15 protein-coding genes are annotated in these 18,102 nt (G+C 51.0%); 2 read left to right on the top strand and 13 right to left on the bottom strand.

The features are described from left to right. Positions 1-55 precede the first annotated feature (55 nt). Both ectB and ectA read right to left on the bottom strand, forming a co-directional pair. Complete coding sequence (gene ectB / locus JW499_RS17165) at positions 56-1,363, bottom strand: diaminobutyrate--2-oxoglutarate transaminase (protein WP_205211735.1); 1,308 nt, start codon at positions 1,361-1,363, stop codon at positions 56-58. A 56-nt stretch (positions 1,364-1,419) separates the two neighbouring features. Further along, complete coding sequence (gene ectA, locus JW499_RS17160) at positions 1,420-1,914, bottom strand: diaminobutyrate acetyltransferase (protein ID WP_205211734.1); 495 nt, start codon at positions 1,912-1,914, stop codon at positions 1,420-1,422. A gap of 226 nt (positions 1,915-2,140) precedes the next feature. Between ectA and JW499_RS17155 the strand changes: the two genes are divergently transcribed. Next, positions 2,141-2,635 carry a MarR family winged helix-turn-helix transcriptional regulator gene (locus JW499_RS17155; RefSeq protein ID WP_091356128.1) on the top strand — a complete coding sequence of 165 codons (495 nt, stop codon included), beginning with the start codon at positions 2,141-2,143 and terminating at the stop codon, positions 2,633-2,635. Positions 2,636-2,678: 43 nt separating this feature from the next. Here JW499_RS17155 and JW499_RS17150 read toward each other — a convergent pair whose 3' ends face one another. The 11 genes from JW499_RS17150 to JW499_RS17100 form a co-directional block, all read right to left on the bottom strand. After that, positions 2,679-3,479: a hypothetical protein gene (locus JW499_RS17150; protein ID WP_205211733.1), complete on the bottom strand. Its 801-nt coding sequence runs from the start codon at positions 3,477-3,479 to the stop codon at positions 2,679-2,681. Positions 3,480-3,776: 297 nt separating this feature from the next. Next, complete coding sequence (locus JW499_RS17145; RefSeq protein WP_205211732.1) at positions 3,777-4,418, bottom strand: hypothetical protein; 642 nt, start codon at positions 4,416-4,418, stop codon at positions 3,777-3,779. After that, positions 4,415-4,981: a dCTP deaminase gene (dcd, locus tag JW499_RS17140; protein ID WP_091356140.1), complete on the bottom strand. Its 567-nt coding sequence runs from the start codon at positions 4,979-4,981 to the stop codon at positions 4,415-4,417. Before dcd ends, JW499_RS17145 begins: the two co-directional genes overlap by 4 nt. 120 nt (positions 4,982-5,101) lie before the next feature. Continuing rightward, positions 5,102-5,914: an iron-sulfur cluster carrier protein ApbC gene (gene apbC / locus JW499_RS17135; protein WP_408627317.1), complete on the bottom strand. Its 813-nt coding sequence runs from the start codon at positions 5,912-5,914 to the stop codon at positions 5,102-5,104. Between the two features lie 147 nt (positions 5,915-6,061). Next, the gene (locus JW499_RS17130; protein WP_205211730.1) at positions 6,062-6,598 is read right to left on the bottom strand and encodes a DUF3299 domain-containing protein; all 537 of its coding nucleotides are present in this window, start codon (positions 6,596-6,598) and stop codon (positions 6,062-6,064) included. Positions 6,599-6,614: 16 nt separating this feature from the next. Further along, positions 6,615-7,874: an ABC transporter permease gene (locus JW499_RS17125; RefSeq protein ID WP_205211729.1), complete on the bottom strand. Its 1,260-nt coding sequence runs from the start codon at positions 7,872-7,874 to the stop codon at positions 6,615-6,617. Continuing rightward, entirely contained in the window at positions 7,871-8,575 is a 705-nt protein-coding gene (locus JW499_RS17120; RefSeq protein WP_232846484.1) for an ABC transporter ATP-binding protein, read from the bottom strand. The genes JW499_RS17125 and JW499_RS17120 overlap by 4 nt, the downstream gene beginning before the upstream one ends. Positions 8,576-8,587: 12 nt before the next feature. Then, a complete protein-coding gene (locus JW499_RS17115; RefSeq protein ID WP_205211727.1) occupies positions 8,588-9,184 on the bottom strand; it encodes a DUF2796 domain-containing protein in 597 nt (198 codons plus the stop codon). Positions 9,185-9,408: 224 nt separating this feature from the next. Continuing rightward, complete coding sequence (locus JW499_RS17110) at positions 9,409-12,867, bottom strand: acyl-[ACP]--phospholipid O-acyltransferase (RefSeq protein ID WP_205211726.1); 3,459 nt, start codon at positions 12,865-12,867, stop codon at positions 9,409-9,411. A gap of 219 nt (positions 12,868-13,086) precedes the next feature. Next, the gene (trmA, locus tag JW499_RS17105) at positions 13,087-14,181 is read right to left on the bottom strand and encodes a tRNA (uridine(54)-C5)-methyltransferase TrmA (RefSeq protein WP_205211725.1); all 1,095 of its coding nucleotides are present in this window, start codon (positions 14,179-14,181) and stop codon (positions 13,087-13,089) included. A gap of 90 nt (positions 14,182-14,271) precedes the next feature. Continuing rightward, positions 14,272-15,522 carry an HDOD domain-containing protein gene (locus tag JW499_RS17100; RefSeq protein ID WP_205211724.1) on the bottom strand — a complete coding sequence of 417 codons (1,251 nt, stop codon included), beginning with the start codon at positions 15,520-15,522 and terminating at the stop codon, positions 14,272-14,274. A gap of 511 nt (positions 15,523-16,033) precedes the next feature. Here JW499_RS17100 and metG point away from each other — a divergent pair. Beyond that, positions 16,034-18,070: a methionine--tRNA ligase gene (gene metG, locus JW499_RS17095; protein WP_205211723.1), complete on the top strand. Its 2,037-nt coding sequence runs from the start codon at positions 16,034-16,036 to the stop codon at positions 18,068-18,070. Positions 18,071-18,102 lie beyond the last annotated feature (32 nt).

Genomic DNA, 18,102 nt, shown 5'->3' with positions numbered 1-18,102 from the left:
GGGAGCAATACCCGCTCCCCTCTCCAGATATGAATCAGATCCTGCTCGGCCATGTTTAGCTGGCCATAGAAACCTGATCAAAATACTTTTTCTGCTCGGGGAAGCTATCCTCTTTGGCACACACCTCACGGATTGCACTCTCCAGAATATCAACACCGGCGGCCAGGTTTTCCATACTGATAACCAGCGGACAGAACAGCTTGATGACCTGGTCATCGGCACCGCTGGTTTCGATGATCAGGCCTTTCTGGAACGCCCGGGTCGTAATCTTGTCGGCCAGCTCTCCGCTGACACAATTGATACCCTGGAACATGCCCCGGCCCCGGGTTGAGAAATTACCATCACCATACTGTTCAACAAACTGCTCCAGCCGCTCTTTGATGTAGCGCCCTTTGCTCTGGATATCGGTGGCAAAAGCATCGTCAGACCAGTAATGGTCAATCGCAGCCTTAGCAGTAACAAACGCGAAGTTATTACCACGGAAAGTACCGTTGTGTTCACCCGGCTTCCACTGATCCAGCTCTGGACTAAAGAGTACAACGGCGAAAGGCAGACCGTAGCCCCCCAGGGATTTAGACAGGGTGACGATATCCGGCTTAATCCCGGCCTCTTCAAAGCTGAAATAGGTACCGGTTCGACCACAACCGGCCTGAATATCATCAACAATCAGCAACACCTCATGTTTACGACACACTTTTTCCAGCTGTTGCAGCCACTCCACAGAGGCAACATTGATCCCCCCTTCACCCTGAACCGTTTCCACAATCACAGCGGCGGGCTTATCGATACCGCTGCTGGAATCTGTCAGTACTTTATCCAGATACACGGTAGTGTCGATGTCATCTCCCAGATAACCATCGAACGGCATCCGGCTGACACCGCTCAGACTAACGCCGGCAGCGCCACGATGGTGAGAGTTACCGGTCGCCGCCAGAGCGCCCATAGTGACGCCGTGGAAACCATTGGTAAAACTGATTACATTTTCACGACCGGTGACATTTCGTGCCAGCTTCAGCGCTGCCTCCACCGCATTGGTTCCGGTCGGTCCGGTAAACTGCATCACATAATCCAGATCTCTCGGTTTAAGGATTTTTTCATTAAACGCCTCGAGAAACTCACCTTTCGCTTTAGTATGCAGATCCAGGCCGTGAGTGATGCCATCTGCGTGGATATATTCCAACAGTTTCTCTTTGAACAAGGGGTTGTTATGACCATAGTTCAGGGTGCCGGCTCCGGCGAGAAAATCAAGATAGCGGTTACCATCTTCATCATAGAGGTATTCACCCTGGGCCTTGTTAAAGACACGGGGAAACGAACGTGCATAGGACTGAACTTCTGATTCAATCTGTTCAAAAATTTTCATAACAATACTCATATTTATTAAGAATTAAGGGACAACTTATATAGAACTACGAAATATTAACGATGGAGTGGACCGATACGGACCAGGAACTCTGAAGCGTGCTGATCGTTAAAGTGCTCTGCACGATCAAACATCAGCGCTCTTTCGAGGGGGGCATTACACTGCTTAGACAGACGTGTAAACAACGCCCATGAGGGGGCGTTATCCTCTGTGATTGTTGTCTCAACATGTGACACCGAACGGTTTCCATCTGATGCCAGAAGCTGCAGCAACATCCGTGTTGCCAGCCCACATCCACGGGCTTTTGAGGAAACTGCGACCTGCCAGACAAACAACGTGCCTGATGACTGAGGTTTATGATAGCCACTGATAAAACCAACTACCTGGCCCTCATATTCAGCCAGTATTGAGGTCTCTGAAAAATGGCTGCACTGCAACAGGTTGCAGTAACAGGAGTTACTGTCGAGTTCTGGAATGTTATTGATAAGGTGATTCACTGCAAAGCCATCGGCAGCGGTAGGGGTGCGTAAAATTACGCTTGAGATATCCATTGTTCCTCTAATATTTAGAATTGCATTTATTTAGCTTTACTAATTACTTTTATATTATAAAACATACTAAGCCACGTTAAACAACCTATGAAAACGGTTATTAGCGAGTAATAACTGAAATAAATACTTAGAAATACAAATTATCCCCTCTGCATAGCGGTCTCTTTCTAGAAAACACAGATAAAACTCCGTAGAATAGCCAACCAAAATCGTTTCAGGACAGCCCATGGAAAACAGCCAGAAAGCGCTGGTATTACTGCGCCAGATCATCCGCTCAACCGATATGCAGGATAAGGATATCAGCCGCAGCACCGGACTGACGCCACCACAACTGATGGTGATGCAGACCCTGCGGGAAAATACTCAGTTAACCACGGGTGAGCTGGCAAAGGAGATGGTTCTGACTCAGGCAACGGTCACCAGCATTCTGGACCGACTGGAAAGAAAGGAGCTGATAGCCCGGGAACGGGGCATAGAGGACAAACGGAAAGTCTGGGTCAGCCTGACGGAAAAAGGGGTTGAGCTGATGAAAGGCGCCCCGACAACCCAGCAGGATATTTTTGTCCGGAACTTTGAGGATATGCAGAACTGGGAACAGTCGATGATCGTCTCCAGCCTGGAACGGATCGCTTTCATGCTCAACGCTCAGCATCTGGATGCAGCACCACTATTGGATATCGGCGAACTGGACCGCTCCCAGCAGGAGTATTCAAAAAACTGATCGACCCGCAAAGCCCGCAGCAACCGATGCAGCCCGGCAACGATCAGTGAATCACAGGCCCTGCACCGTCATCCTCCGGCGGCAGCGGATGACCACTACTGTCACTGCCAAGCACACCCTGCTCTACAGCCAGCTCCAGCAATTGAGAGACCACCATCTGAGTCAGATGAGCGCTGACAATCATGCCCGCGGGCGGGTCTCCTTCAAACATCTCCTCATCCACCATGCCATCCCCGCGCAAGCCTAATAGCAACGGATTTTCCTCGACCAGCGGGGCAATATCGTCAGGAGCAAACAGGGAGTGCTCGGAAGCAACCTGCAGCGCCAGGGCGTAAGCATTCTGTGGCTCATCATTAAGCCGCTGTGCATAGGCAGATTCGGCACCGTTCATCACCCGGGTCAGCAGACTCTCCCCCGGCAATAGCAGATTCTCTCGCGCAACCTCAGAGACACTGTAATCCACTTTCGCTGCCAGCGGCTCTGGCAATTTCAGCTCCTCAGCATCGATCATCAGCCGCCCCTCTCCGTCCACTGACAACCAGCCATGCTCCAGAGCAACATCAACCAGTCCCTCCATCATCGCCGCGACAATATTGGCACAGATAATCATGCCTACACTGGGGTTATCACGCTCACTTTCACTGGCGATAAGATTACCCCGGCGCGCAGCCAGCAAAGTCGGATCTTCAGCGACTATCGGCGCCAGCTCATCTGCGCTGAGATAAAGGCGCTCATTGCAGATTTTCTCTGCTGAGGTATAGGGATAGCGGCCATCATCCTGCTCCATCAGCTGCAGATAATCGGCTCTGACCTGCTCTATCAGCCGGGTTAATAACTGACTCATATTTGTCTCCGCTCTGCAGCCAACTACAGATTCAACTATATTATCAACTTTAGCCGGTCTTCAACAAAACAGGCCAGTGAAAAAACTCTATTAATGTTTATACAATCACAGCCGAAGCAGTATTAAGAGGCAGGAATCCTCAGTAACGGGCCGGATTTCATACCTCTGCGGATCAACACAATGAGAGGATGAATCATGTTTAGTCAGGCACCCTGGAGCACGTTTACTGGCGAAGAGGATGAAGAGGGCAGCATCTATATACTATCCGACAATTAAAGCGACGGCTCAAAGCCCGGATTAATGATAGGTTAGCCCGATCGGGCTAATCAGGATGCGCTGCTGGTCAAAACAGTTACGCAGCTCAGACAGCGGCTGTAACGCATAATCGACCGGGTCCACCGGAAGATCATACCAGTCCAGGGTTGACACCCGGGTCATAAGGTCGTATTCGCCAATCAGAGCATCCAGATAGATCATCACCGCTTCAATACGGGGCTCCATATCCAGTGATTCCGGCAAATCATGCATGTAGATGTCCAGATGGTAGCGCCCCGATTCGACCCGATAACCAAACCAGAACTCATCTAACTGAAACTGCTCATCACCAAAATTCACCGTGGCAGGCACCGGATCATAGCGATTATTAAACGCAACGAAACGCACACCACCAATATCCGGTGCTGCACCCACAAGCGTTAATACTGAAGTAATCGATTCGGGATAACCATCGCAGCCGAAAATCATCTCAACATTGCCCTCACCCTCTTCACGCTCGAAGTGAAAGGTCAGGTTGGCGTCGATACTTCTCAGGCTTTTGCTGTATTCCAGCAGCAATGATTCGTTTTCAAACTGATTTTCAGACTCACTGGTCAGCAGCCGGTCAATGGTCTGCTCTACCTGCTGCCAGAAATTCTGGATTTTATCGCTCGACTCAATCATGTACGGGGAACAACCACTCCTGTCTGCCCCTGATATTTACCATCACGGTCTCTGTATGAGGTCTCACACACCTCATCAGCTCCCAGAAACAGCATCTGAGCAACCCCCTCATTGGCGTAAATCTTCGCCGGCAGCGGCGTCGTATTGGAAAACTCCAGTGTTACATGCCCCTCCCACTCAGGCTCAAGCGGTGTGACGTTAACGATAATACCGCAGCGGGCATAGGTGCTCTTGCCCAGACAGATCGTCAGCACATCGCGGGGAATGCGAAAATACTCAACCGTGCGCGCCAGCGCAAATGAGTTGGGCGGAATGATACAAACATCAGACTTCACATCAACAAAACTACCATCATCGAAGTTCTTTGGATCGACAATAGATGAGTTGATGTTAGTGAAAATTTTAAATTCATCGGCACAACGAACATCGTAACCATAACTGGATGTACCATAGGAGATCAGCCGATCGTCACCCCGACGACGTACCTGACCCGGTTCAAACGGTTCGATCATGCGCTGTTCAATTGAAGTGCGGCGAATCCAGCTGTCTGATTTGATACCCATCTTTTCAGTTCCAGTTCTCTGTTATTTTGTGCGGCCGCACATAATATCGTTTTTGCTAAAAAAAAACCGCATTTTCAGAAAAAAAATGCGGTCGGTGACTGATACAGGGTTGCTGCCGAATCAGTCCTGACTGATCGAGATATTCGGCATCGACTGCTGTACGCCACTCCGGTTTTGCAGTGCTTCAACTACCTGACGGGCCGTAGAACGATAGATCAGTGACTCCGGGCCCTGAGGATCGGCAACCAGAGTAGGCTTACCCCCATCAACGGCCTCTCGGATAGACATTTTTAGTGGCAACTGCCCCAGCAACGGCGCGTCATAAGCACGGGACAGATCTAAACCACCGCCACTACCAAAGATCGCTTCGGCATGACCGCATTCACTGCAGATATGTACACTCATATTTTCGACAATTCCCAGAACCGGAATATCGACCTTACGAAACATCTCAATCCCCTTGCGGGCATCCAGAAGCGCAATATCCTGGGGTGTTGTTACAATCACGGCGCCACTGACCGGTACCTTCTGCGAGATAGTCAGCTGGATATCCCCGGTGCCCGGCGGCATATCGACAAACAGAAAATCCAGATCGCCCCATTCGGTCTGTGTCAGCAGCTGCTGCAAAGCACCACTGGCCATCGGCCCGCGCCATACCATCGGTTGTGCATCATCAATCAGAAAGGCAATAGACATCACCTCCAGACCATGCGCCCTGACCGGCTTCATCGCGTTTTCACCCGCTGGCTCCGGCCGGGTTGTCGGCGCAACCCCCAGCATCGTACCCATACTCGGGCCATAGATATCCGCATCGAGAATACCGACACGGTAGCCTTCAGCAGCCATCGCCAATGCCAGATTCACCGTCGTTGTCGATTTACCCACGCCCCCTTTACCGGAAGCGACAGCAACAATATTCTTTATATTTTGCATCAAATAACACCTTAGCCTGTGGCTTTGCTATGCATATAGATACTATTAACCAACCATATTAGTCAGGTATTATGCATGAAGCGGCGGAAAAGTTCCACGAGCAGAAACCCGATGCACAGCATGGTGCCACAATTTCAGCTCTGTTGCTTACTCTTTATAGGCTTCAATCTTAAAGGCATCCATCGTATATCCTGAGGTTCCCATCTGATGAATGGTGGTTTCAACACTGAGCTTACCTACAACCCAGATAGCATCGTAAAGGTTCTCTACATTAACGCCCGGCTCAAAGGTCACATGAATAATCTGATTCGAAGGCGGTGGCGGGACATGAATACAAGCGCCAAAATAGGGTACCAGAAAGAACTCAGTGACACTCTGCCCCTCCTCCACCAGCGGCACAACAAACCCGGGGATACGGATCATCTTACCATCCATCTCCTTAACAACCGGCGCAGAACTCAGCGCTTCCATCATCGCTTTGAGTTTTATTTCAGCCATAGGGTCATAATCATCCAGTGATGAGAACTGACTGGTATCAAAAACAGCCAGCGGCGAGTAATCTTCTGGCATCAACAGATCCCAGTCGATCTTCTCAACCGTCTCCCCCTGAACCGTTTCACCCCGCACCGGGGCGAGACAGGCAGCCACCAGAATACACACCAAAACAACCAGTCTAGCTAACATTTATCATCTCACTCAGTTACAAACGCACCGTCATACCATCTGCCAGGCTGTATCGATAGGCTGTATAACCGGGTATCAAACCACACAGAAGGCCGGTAACAAAGACTAACAACAGCAGTTTTAACTCATAGAGTCCGGGTAAGCTCAGTTCTAAATAGAGCCCCAGGTAGCTCTCAATGAGCGGAATGCAGATCGCCAGACCACCGTAGAGAAACAGCATCGCCAACACAATACCTGCAAGCGTCAGACCGCCGGTCTCCAGTACTAATAATAAGCAGACCTGCCAGGGTCTGACGCCAACCGACCGCAAAATCGCCATCTCCCGACGACGCTCAGCCAAACTGGTCATCAATACCGTCAGCATACCGAACAGTCCCGTCGCGACAACAAACCCAGAGATGACTAACAGGGTACTTTCAACCACCCCCAACATCCCCCAGAGCTCCTGAAGCGCTACGCCTGGCAAAATCGCCTGTAACGCTTCCTTACGATAGTTATTAACCGATCGCTGCAGTTGGAAAGTCGACAGCTTTGACTTCAGCCCCACCAGCATCGCAGTAATCTGTTTTGGCTCCAGCTTTCGCTCTGCCAGAGGTGCTGTCCCTCCTGAGCCTGGTATATAGGTGCCCGACTGCCAATCGATATGGATCGCTTCTATCGCCGCAAGACTCACATGCAGTGTCCGATCCAGCGGCGTCCCGGTCGGTTTCAGGATGCCCACAACAGTAAAAGGCTGATCCTCGTGTTTGCTGAAGCTGGTACTGCCAATACCATGACTGATGATAACTTTCTGACCTAGCTGATACCCCAGTGTTTGCGCGACTTCTGCCCCCAATACCACATCATGCAGCGCAACAAACGGATGCCCGTCACGAAAAGCCAGAGGGTGTTTACGTCCATAGCGGTAGTACTTAAAGTAGTCCCCGGTGGTCCCCAGCACCCGGTAGCCCCGATGAGAGTCGCCCAGCGATATGGGAATCGTCCATGCCACGGAAGGCTGAGAGGCGATCTCCTGATAACTCTTCCAACTGATATTATTGGTGGCATTACCTATGCAAAATACCGAGTAGAGCAATAACTGCACCGACCCGGAACGGGCGCCGATAATCAGATCTGTACCCGAGATAGTCGAGCTGAAACTGTGCTTCGCTTCCGTTCGTATTTTTTCGACGCCGAGCAATAGTGCAACGCTGACAGCGATAGAGATCATCGTCATGATAGCCGTCACGCGCCGGTTATAAAGGCTTCGCAGAGCCAGCATCAAAACAACTCTCACATCAACTCCTTTGCATGATTAAGATCACGCAATGAAATAACCTGGCTGAAATGCGTTTCCAGTGAACTGTCGTGACTAACAAACACCAGGGTGCTTTCAGACAGATCACATTCACGAATCAACAGTTCAAGAAACGCGTTGCGGCTATCACTGTCCAGAGCAGAGGTTGGCTCATCTGCGATCACCAGTTCAGGACTGCCAATCAATGCTCTGGCAGCAGCAACCCGTTGTTGCTGACCAATACTGAGCCGTGTCACCCCTCGACGGTGCAACGAATCACGGGGGATTCCCAGATGTTCAAGCAGCTGTGTCGCAGCGTTCTCGAGTGATCCATAGCGCTCCGTGGCCCGTGCATTGCGCGCCACCGAAAAACGACAGGGCAGCATCACATTTTCCAGCACCGAAAGGTAAGGCAGCAGGTTAAACTGCTGAAATATCAGTCCAATATGATCAGCTCTGAAATTATCCCGCCAGGCACTCCCCTGGCTATGCAAGGCCTGTCCCAATACGCAGACACGACCCTGCAAAGGGGTATGTATGCCAGCAATCAGGTTGAGCAGTGTACTTTTACCACTTCCTGAAGGTCCTTTGACAAATACCCGCTCTGCAGCGGCAATGTTCAGCACAGGAATATCCAGAACCGGCTGGCCCTCAGGCCAGCCAAAGACCACCTTATCCAGCTCAATAACAGCGTTCTTCATATCATCCATTGGTTAAAAGTTTAACCATCTGTTTTCATCATCCAGCTGCTGATAGCTCTGTCCGGCCGGACCAATTAACTGCACCTGAAGCTGATGCATCTGTGGATAATACTGAAACAGCTCAACGGAAAAACCCTTCAGCAATGCTGGAGACCCACAGTGAAACCGGTATGACAACATAAAGTCGCTGTGATTATTTCCATCATGGTCATGACCAGCGTCATGATCGTGATCTGCCTCATGGTCGTGATCCGCTTCATGGTCGTGATCCGCTTCATGATCATCATGGCTGTCCATCATAGTCGTTTCAACGTCCGCCAGCGCAGTATGACAGGCAGAACCTTCTGGAAAGCCAAATAACTGCTCGGTTTTTTTCAACTGTGCAAGGACTGAGGCCAGTGCCTGCTGCTGTTGCTCATCCGCAGGCGCATGCTCAAACCCAAGAATATTAGCTGCTGGAGATTTAATCTCAATTTGCAACTCACCGCCTTCTAAAACCACCATCATGCTTGCTTTACCGTGCTCATGACTTTCATACTGGCGCTCAATCCCCTCAGCGACTACAACCGGCGCCGCCAGTAATAGCAATACTCCACCCAACAGTTTCATCCGTCAAACCCTCAATATTTACGAAAGCCAGCATGTTACAATATAACATATCATAAATACAATAAACGCCGCTCCCATAGACAGAAGCCCCCATGAAAAGGAGTACCGGCACTTTTTGTGTTGAGCAATGAACAAAGCCCGACATCCGGGCAGCAGTGAACAACTGAAGAGAGATAAAACGGAGGAAAACCGGGCCGGAAAAGGCCCGGTGTATATCCAGGAGTCTAGCCTGAAGCCAGCATTTGTTCAGCAAGCAGTTTTGCCGCCGGATAGTTGGTTTTACCACTGCCCAGCAATGGGATCTCAGCAACCCGGAATACCTTCGCCGGCAGCATCAGCGGCGGCACCCCCTGACTCGCAAGATGACTTCTGAAACTTTGCGGATCGATATCTGCATCCACCAGCAACACAACCTGTTCACCTTTGCGCTCATCCGGCAGATTAATGGCCACCAGTGCGGACTCATCATCCACAAGATGCTTTCTGACCTCCTGCTCAACCGCCCCCAGGCTGACCATCTCACCGCCCAGCTTGGCAAACCGTGAATAGCGATCAACAATCGTCAGGAAACCATCATCATCCAGGTGGCCTTTATCGCCGCTTTTATACCAGCGCAGGCCATCCATTTCGACAATCACCTCGGCGGTTTTCTCCGGATTATTCAGATAGCCTTTCATAATCTGGGTGCCTCCGATCAGAATCAGACCATCTTCCCCGGTTGGCAGCTCCTCAAGAGTTACCGGATCGACGATACGGAAAGTCGACCCCGGCAGCGCCAGCCCTACGGTACCAGGACGGGTACCCACCTGCACAAACCAACCATCAACAGACAGATGGTCGGGCAGATTTACACTGGCAACCGGCGTCGTTTCAGTCGAACCATACCCCTCAATAACCGGCACTCTGAAACGGGCTTCGAACGCCTGCTGCACCGCAGGATCGAGTCGCTCGGCACCGGCAACCGCAACACGGATCGATTGAAACATCAAAGGGTGAAGTTTTTTACTGCGCGTATAGAGGCGCAGAAAAGTGGAGGTGGCACAGATCATCGTTGCCCGGTACTTAGCCACCCCTTTGCCGATGTTCACAGCATCAGTGGGGTCTGGATGACACACCACAGGCAAACCCTCTATCAAAGGCATAAAGGTGGTCACTGTCAGGCCGAAAGCGTGAAACAGTGGCAGCGTCGCCATAATGCAATCATCTTCACGGACATTCAACACATCGGCTATCTGGCGCAGGTTGGCCAGAATATTCCGGTGACTGAGCATCACCCCTTTAGGTGCACCTTCACTACCGGAGGAGAATAAAATGGCGGCGGTATCATCCACCCTGGTACCTGCCCCCAGCCACCCCTGCAACAGAGTAGCGGGCACCACACTCAACAGAAACATTGTTACCAGGGCTTCCGCTTTACCTATGCCCGCCTTCAGGTCCTCCATGTAAATCACCTGGCGCCCCTCAAACAGCGCCTCGGTGCTGACTCCCCGGGCCTTCAGTTTAGAGACAAATTTATGGGCGGTGAGAATAGTTTCCACCTCGCCCTGCTCCAGCGCGGCCAACTGAGCAGACTCACTGGCGGTAAAATTGATATTCACCAGTGTCCGACCGGCAAACAGCCCCGCCAGGTTAGCGATCGCACCGGCACTGGAGGTTGGCAGCAACACACCCAAACGCTGCCCAGGCGTCTGTTTCAAGCGCTGACTGAAAAGCACCACGGCGGTCAGCAGGCGTCGATAACTCAGCGGCTCCCCCTGCACATCGCTGATCGCCATATCGGACATGGCACTTTTTGCCGTGCGAATAAAACTCTGTGGCAGCGGCTGAAAAGTCTGGGTATATCGCTCCCAGGTATGAATCGACAGCTCAGCGACTTTCTTTTTCACCTCTGAGGCGCTGCTGCTCACCGGCATCGGCTGGCCATAGGCGACAATCACATCACGCTTCAGACCGCCCCGGCGAATCATCTTCATTTTATCAGTGGAACGGGAGAAACGGCTGCCCCATAATCCACGCAGATAGAAAGGTACAATCACCCCTTCGGCCTCTTCACAGGCCCGTTCAAAACCCTTTTTAAACTCGCCAATCTGACCAGTGTGACTGATCGCACCTTCGGGAAACAGGCAGACCACATGTCCAGCGCTGATCAGCTCGCCAACCGCCTGCAATGCATCCCGGCTATGACCACTGGAGATCGGAATCACCCGATACATCGATAAAAACCATTTCAGGTACCAGCGCTCGTAGATTGAGCGTTCCATGACAAAGTGGATATGACGCGGGCAAGCCATCTGAATCATCGCCCAGTCCAGCCAACTGATATGGTTACCCAGCAACAACACCCCCTGGCCCGAACGCGGCAGATTCTCAAAGCCCAGCACCTGAAGGTTGTATTTACGCTTAATCAGACCAGCCACCAGCACCCGCACCAGTGCCTGAGGCAACATCCGGATAGCAAACAACGCCCCCACAACCCCCAACAGTGCAAGCAACCAGAGCAGCCAGAGGCCATCAATCCCAGCCCAGGCAAACAGTACCGTCAGTGACAGAAAACCCAGCATCGCGATGTTCTGAATAAAGTTGCTGCCCGCCAGCACTTTACCGGTCTCACCCCGACCAGCGTTAAACTGAATCAGCGCCTGCAACGGTACATTCAACAGCGCACCGCTCAGGCCGATAAGAAAAAACACCACTCCCTGCCAGAACACTGAAGCAGCCTGCGGCAGTAACACCAGCCCGGCGGCCACACCCGCCGCCCCCAGTGGAATCAGGCCAATATTGATATAATGCGGCGACCAGCGTCCGGCCAGCACCGAACCGGCCATAATACCAACACCTGCCAGCGCCATGGTCCCCTGGATGATAAAGGTGTTGTGGATACCATGGTGGCTTTCAGCCACCGCAGGAAAGACCGCCAGCATCACCTGACTAATCGACCAGAACAGCGCCACCCCAATGATTGAAAGCCAGATGGTTTGGTTATGGTAGATCATCGAGAGATTGCGGCTCAGCGTCTTACCGCTACGGTAGGCCCGCCAGTCATAGTGAACCTGATGGTCAGTATCGCGGGTTTGCGGCAACCGGTATGCCAGTATCAGCTCAAACACCGAGCCTATCACCAGCAACCAGCCTAACGGGGCGATCAGCTCCAGGCTCTGTCCGGGTGATAGCTGAAACGCCCCGTTTACACGGATCTCAAACAGCAACGAAAATACCGCGATACCTGACAGAATCGCGACCATGGTCACCGCCTGAACCCAGCCGTTACCTTCGGTAATATTCTCTTCCCCCACCAGCTCACGGATAAAGCCATATTTAGCCGGTGAATAGAAGGCACTTTGCAGCGCCAGAATAAAGGTCAGCGCGAAGGCTGCGATAAACCAACCCTGAAAATAGCACAGGGTTATCAGCAGCGTTGCGCCAACCGCAGCCCAGGCGGAATATTTCATCACCCGGTTTTTCGGATATTTATCTGCCAGGAACCCCGCAGGGGTAAACAACATAATGAACGGCAACAAAATCAGTCCATTGACCACTGCCGTCAGAACGATCTGCAGATCACCGTCATACGCTTTGAACAGCGTGTTCTGAATAATGATCTTATGACCCAGATCGACAAAGGCATTGATAAAGGCGATGGCAATAAACGCCAGAAAGCCATTGATGCGAAGAAGTGCTGACATCCTACTCTCCCTGATAGAACGAATAAGCAACGGTAAATGCCGGTGACACGACCATTGGTGCTGAACAGATAGCGTTGAGCATAATACAACCTCCCGATAAAATGATCGCTAAAGTATCTTTTTATCGTTAACGCAACACCAACTGCGCGCAAAAAGTATCAATTAATAATACCCAGGGTGGATATTTGCAGATCTGAGAGATTCAAACCCGTTACTAACTTACTTCCTTGTCAGATATACCCCACACTCCAGATGATGGGTATAGGGAAACTGATCAAATAGCGCAAAACGCTGCAGGTCATGGGTCAGGGTCAACTGCTTCAGATTCTGCTGCAGTGTTTCCGGGTTGCAGGAGATATAGACAATATTATCGTATTCAGCGACCTGCTTAACGGTTTCATCATCCAGACCACTACGTGGTGGGTCCACCAGAACAGTACTGAAATTATAATCAGCCAGATTAACACCACTCTGCTTCAGACGACGAAACTCGCGCACCCCCTGCAATGCCTGGGAAAACTCCTCGCTGGACATCCGCAGGATTTTCACATTATCAACCTGGTTAGCGGCAATATTATATTGCGCCGCATCCACAGAGACTTTAGCGATCTCAGTGGCAATCACCTTATCGAAGTTTTCTGCAAGCGCCATGGTAAAGTTGCCGTTACCACAGTACAGTTCCACCAGATCGCCACCGGCGTCACGGGTAACATCCACAGCCCATTCCAGCATCTTAACGCACACCCCGCCATTGGGCTGAGTAAAACTGTTTTCAACCTGCTTGTAGATCAGCTCCCGGCCATCGACCCGCATTTTCTCCAGCGCATAATCCTGATCGAGAACGATCTTGGTTTTACGGCTACGACCGATAAAGTGGATACCGAAATGCTGTTTGAGTTTCCGGGCTTCCTCAATCCAGGCGTCATCAAGGGGCTTATGATATAGCAGGCTGACGATCAGTTCACCCGACAGGGTGCTGAGAAAATCGACCTGAAACAGGCGGCGACGCAGCAGTTCATTGGGGCGCAAATAGTCCAGCAGTTTAAACATCACCTGCTGAATCGGTTCTGATACCATAGGGCAGGATTCAAGCCGGTTGTGCTGATGCTTGTCCCCCGGCTTAAACATCACATAGTAAAGATCATCACCTTCGTGCCACACCCGAAACTCGGCGCGCTGGCGATAGGCGGTTGTGGCCGACTCAAACAGCTCAATGCCGGGTAGATTAAAGTCAGCAAACTGCTGTTCGATGTCAGTTTTTTTTTCGCTCAGCTGAGCATCATACTGGGACGGATCAACAACAGGCAGCGCCATCTAAACCTCGGAATATAGAATCAAAACAGGCCGCGCATTCTATCAGCCTGCCCCGGTCACTCCAAGCTTTCACTGCATATAGCAACCGGTTCAGAAGCCATTCCCGGTTCCGGAATAAAGTTGTGCAGCAAAATCTTCAGACATCTGCTGCCAACGGGGAAGCTTATTCTGCAGCCCAAGACGGGTCACGTACTTCTCACTGATCTGGCTACTGATACGACAATCATTCACATTAACCACATCAGGCAGAATAGAGTCTGCCAGATGCACGGCGGTTAACGGGGTAAACTTTTCACTGGAGGTAGCATTTGGATTAGAGTGATAAAGCACCGCCTCAACCACTTCCGGCGGCAGGTTCCACAGCCCCAGCATATAGGCCCCCACCTCCATATGTGTGACCCCCAGGCGAAGTTTTTCGATGGCATAAAGAGGGTGATTCAACAGTGCAGCTTCCTGAAGTACCTCACTGTAATGCTCCGCTTCACGGGTTGCGATCACCAGCATACCGATATCCTGAAGCAGGGCAGCCAGAAACGCCTTATCGGCTATATCTGCACTCACCCGCTGTTCGCGACAGATCGCCCGGGCAAACCGACCAACCACCATGCAGCGATCGAAGAGGTTTTCGAACGAAAATCCAGACCAGTTTCTATCCTGCGGATAGTGCTCAAATATGCGCGACACCAGAAACAGATCCCGAATCTGCCTGACCCCCAGAATCACCACCGCATCTTTGATTTTAAAAACCTTACTACTGAGGGCAAAAAAAGCAGAATTCACCAATTGCAGGATTTTCGCACTCATCGCCGGATCCCGCTCGATGATAGCAGCGATATCCGCAGCCCCAGTGGTATCAGAAGCCAGCGCATCATTAAGCGCAACATACACGCCCGGCAGGGATGGCAACCTTTCAATCGCACCGACGTACTCCCTGACCACCGGCTTATTACTCGACTGAATCAGACGCAGACTCTGTCCGACTTCATGAAACAGCTCGGTAACCCCCGAAGTGAACAGCAGCGAACGGTGACAAAGCTCTGACGCTTTGGCCACCTGATGATTCTGCAGGCCGTCATTCAGCATAATCCGGATAACCCCCGGATATTTGGCGACCACTTTGCGCAACCAGTTATAACGAAACTCAAAATCGTCCTGACTCAGCTGAACAACAATCACCTGATAATCCTGGCGCCCAAGCATCTCCATCGCCTGTTCGGGTACCTTAGCCAGATTGATACTAACCCGGCCCTTCAGCTCTGCCGGCACATTGTTCAGATCAGCCAGCGGCTTACCGAGCCAGAGCACCGCAACTTTATCTTCCTTAAGAATATATTCGAACATGACCCTCCATCTCCTCAATAGAGTGGCTACCCCCACTCGTCTCCTTTACGTGCCATCTCCGGATCTGCGATCCGGGTGGAAACAGATCTGTGTTGTACCGCATCGTTCACTCAATTTAACCCATCACTGCAGCTACCTGCGACGCTCTCAAGGCGGCCCTCAAATCGTCTGCACAAGCTGATAAACATACCTTAGTATTTTTCATATCAGACGCGGAAGGTGCTGCCGGTAAAGGTTACAGTATAGCTGTTAAATTACACCGTTAAGGCAACAACAATTATGCGACAAACCGTTACAGACTACTTTGTTCCTGCAACGTAACAAGTGTTCCTTAACAGGTTGTAGCGTTATTTGAAAAAGCTGTCTACCGATTGTTACCCAGTATAGTTAACTTAAACCAGTGGGTTTGAATCATCACCGGATAAAAAAGATCGCCCTACCTTGCTGTAATTTCAGTCATTTAAGAGTAAAATTGCGCGCTTATCTCTGCAACCTAGACCTGCTCCGAATCATGACTGATAAACAACGTAAGATTCTTGTCACCAGCGCTCTGCCCTATGCCAATGGCCCGATCCATCTGGGTCATCTGGTAGAGTACATCCAGACCGACATCTGGACCCGCTTCCAGAACCAGCGCGGCAACCACTGCACTTATGTGTGTGCAGATGATGCCCATGGCACGCCTATTATGCTGAAGGCAGACCAGATGGGGATTACGCCCGAAGCCCTGATCAGCCAGGTAAGCCAGGAGCACCAGCGCGATTTCGCAGGCTTTATGGTGGGGTTTGATAACTACTACTCCACCCATTCAGAGGAGAACAAGTATTTTGCCTCGCTGATCTATACCCGTCTGCGTGATGGCGGTCATATCGCTAAGAAGACTATCACCCAGGCGTACGATCCTGAGAAAGAGATGTTCCTGCCAGATCGTTTCGTTAAGGGTGACTGCCCGAAATGTGGCGCCCAGGATCAGTATGGAGACTCCTGTGAGGTCTGCGGTGCAACCTACAGCCCGGTTGAGCTGAAAAATGCCTATTCCGCCGTCTCCGGTGCCAAACCCATTGAAAAAGAATCTGAGCACTACTTCTTCAAACTGGCAGATTTTGAGAACACCCTGCGCAACTGGGTCGACAGCTGTGTGCAGGAGCAGATGATTCATAAACTCAATGAGTGGTTTGAATCGGGTCTGCAGAACTGGGATATCTCCCGTGACGCGCCCTACTGGGGCTTTGAAATTCCCGATGCCCCGGGCAAATATTTCTACGTCTGGCTGGATGCCCCTATCGGCTATATGGCCAGCTTTAAAAACTGGTGCGAAAAAAATTCTGTCGATTTTGATGAATACTGGAACGAAGCCTCCGATACCGAGCTATATCACTTTATCGGTAAGGATATCGCCTACTTCCACACCCTGTTCTGGCCTGCCATGCTGGAAGGGGCCGGTTTCCGTAAACCGACCAAAGTATTCTGTCATGGATTCCTGACGGTTAACGGTCAGAAGATGTCCAAATCCCGTGGCACCTTTATTATGGCGGAAACCTATCTGAAGCATCTGCGTCCGGAATATCTTCGCTACTACTTCGCCGCCAAGCTGGGTTCCGGTATCGATGATATCGACCTGAGCCTGGATGATTTCCGTATGCGGGTGAATGCTGATCTGGTTAACAAGGTGGTTAATATCGCCTCCCGCTGCGCTGGCTTTATCCATAAGAAGTTTGCCGGCGATCTTGGCTCTATACCTGAACCCTTCAAAATAAAAGATGCAATAAATGCTGGAGAAAAGATAGCAGCTGCATACGAAAACCGTGAATACGCGAAAGCAATGCGAATTATCATGAGTATTGCTGACCAAGCAAACCGATACATAGATGAAAAAGAGCCTTGGGTTATTGCCAAACAAGAAGGGCGAGAAAAAGAATTACAAGGCATTTGCAACACTGGTATAAACTACTTCCGTACGATAATTACCTACCTTGCACCTGTACTTCCGCAAGTAGCTGAAGACGTTAAGAAATTCCTTAATCTAGAAACCCTCGAGTGGAATCACCAACCTCTCTTCAATCACAAGATCAACAAGTTTAAACCGCTGATGCAGCGCATCGAGGAAGATACCATCAGCGCGATGATCGAAGACAGCAAAGCCACACTGGCAGCGATCGCGGCGACAACCCCCTCCGCGCCATCAGCAGAAGAGACAGAGCTGCAGAAAAATCCGGTAGCCGATGAGGTCACATTTGATGACTTTGCCAAACTCGATCTGCGGGTTGCCCGCATCGCCAGGGCTGAGCATGTCAAAGGCGCCGATAAACTGCTTCAACTGACACTGGATCTGGGCGGAGAAACCCGCAACGTCTTTGCCGGCATCAAATCCGCTTATAATCCAGAAGATCTGGAAGGTAAGCTGACCGTGATGGTGGCAAACCTGGCCCCGCGGAAGATGAAGTTCGGCATGTCAGAGGGAATGGTGCTGGCGGCTGGCCCCGGCGGAAAAGATCTGTGGATTCTAGAGCCCCATGAAGGGGCACAACCGGGCATGCGGATTATGTAAACTGGCATTCATAATGCTTAGATATCATCCCG

The organism is Amphritea pacifica (assembly GCF_016924145.1).
GTDB classification, from domain to species: Bacteria; Pseudomonadota; Gammaproteobacteria; order Pseudomonadales; family Balneatricaceae; genus Amphritea; species Amphritea pacifica.
This window is presented reverse-complemented; position numbering and strand designations above follow the sequence as displayed.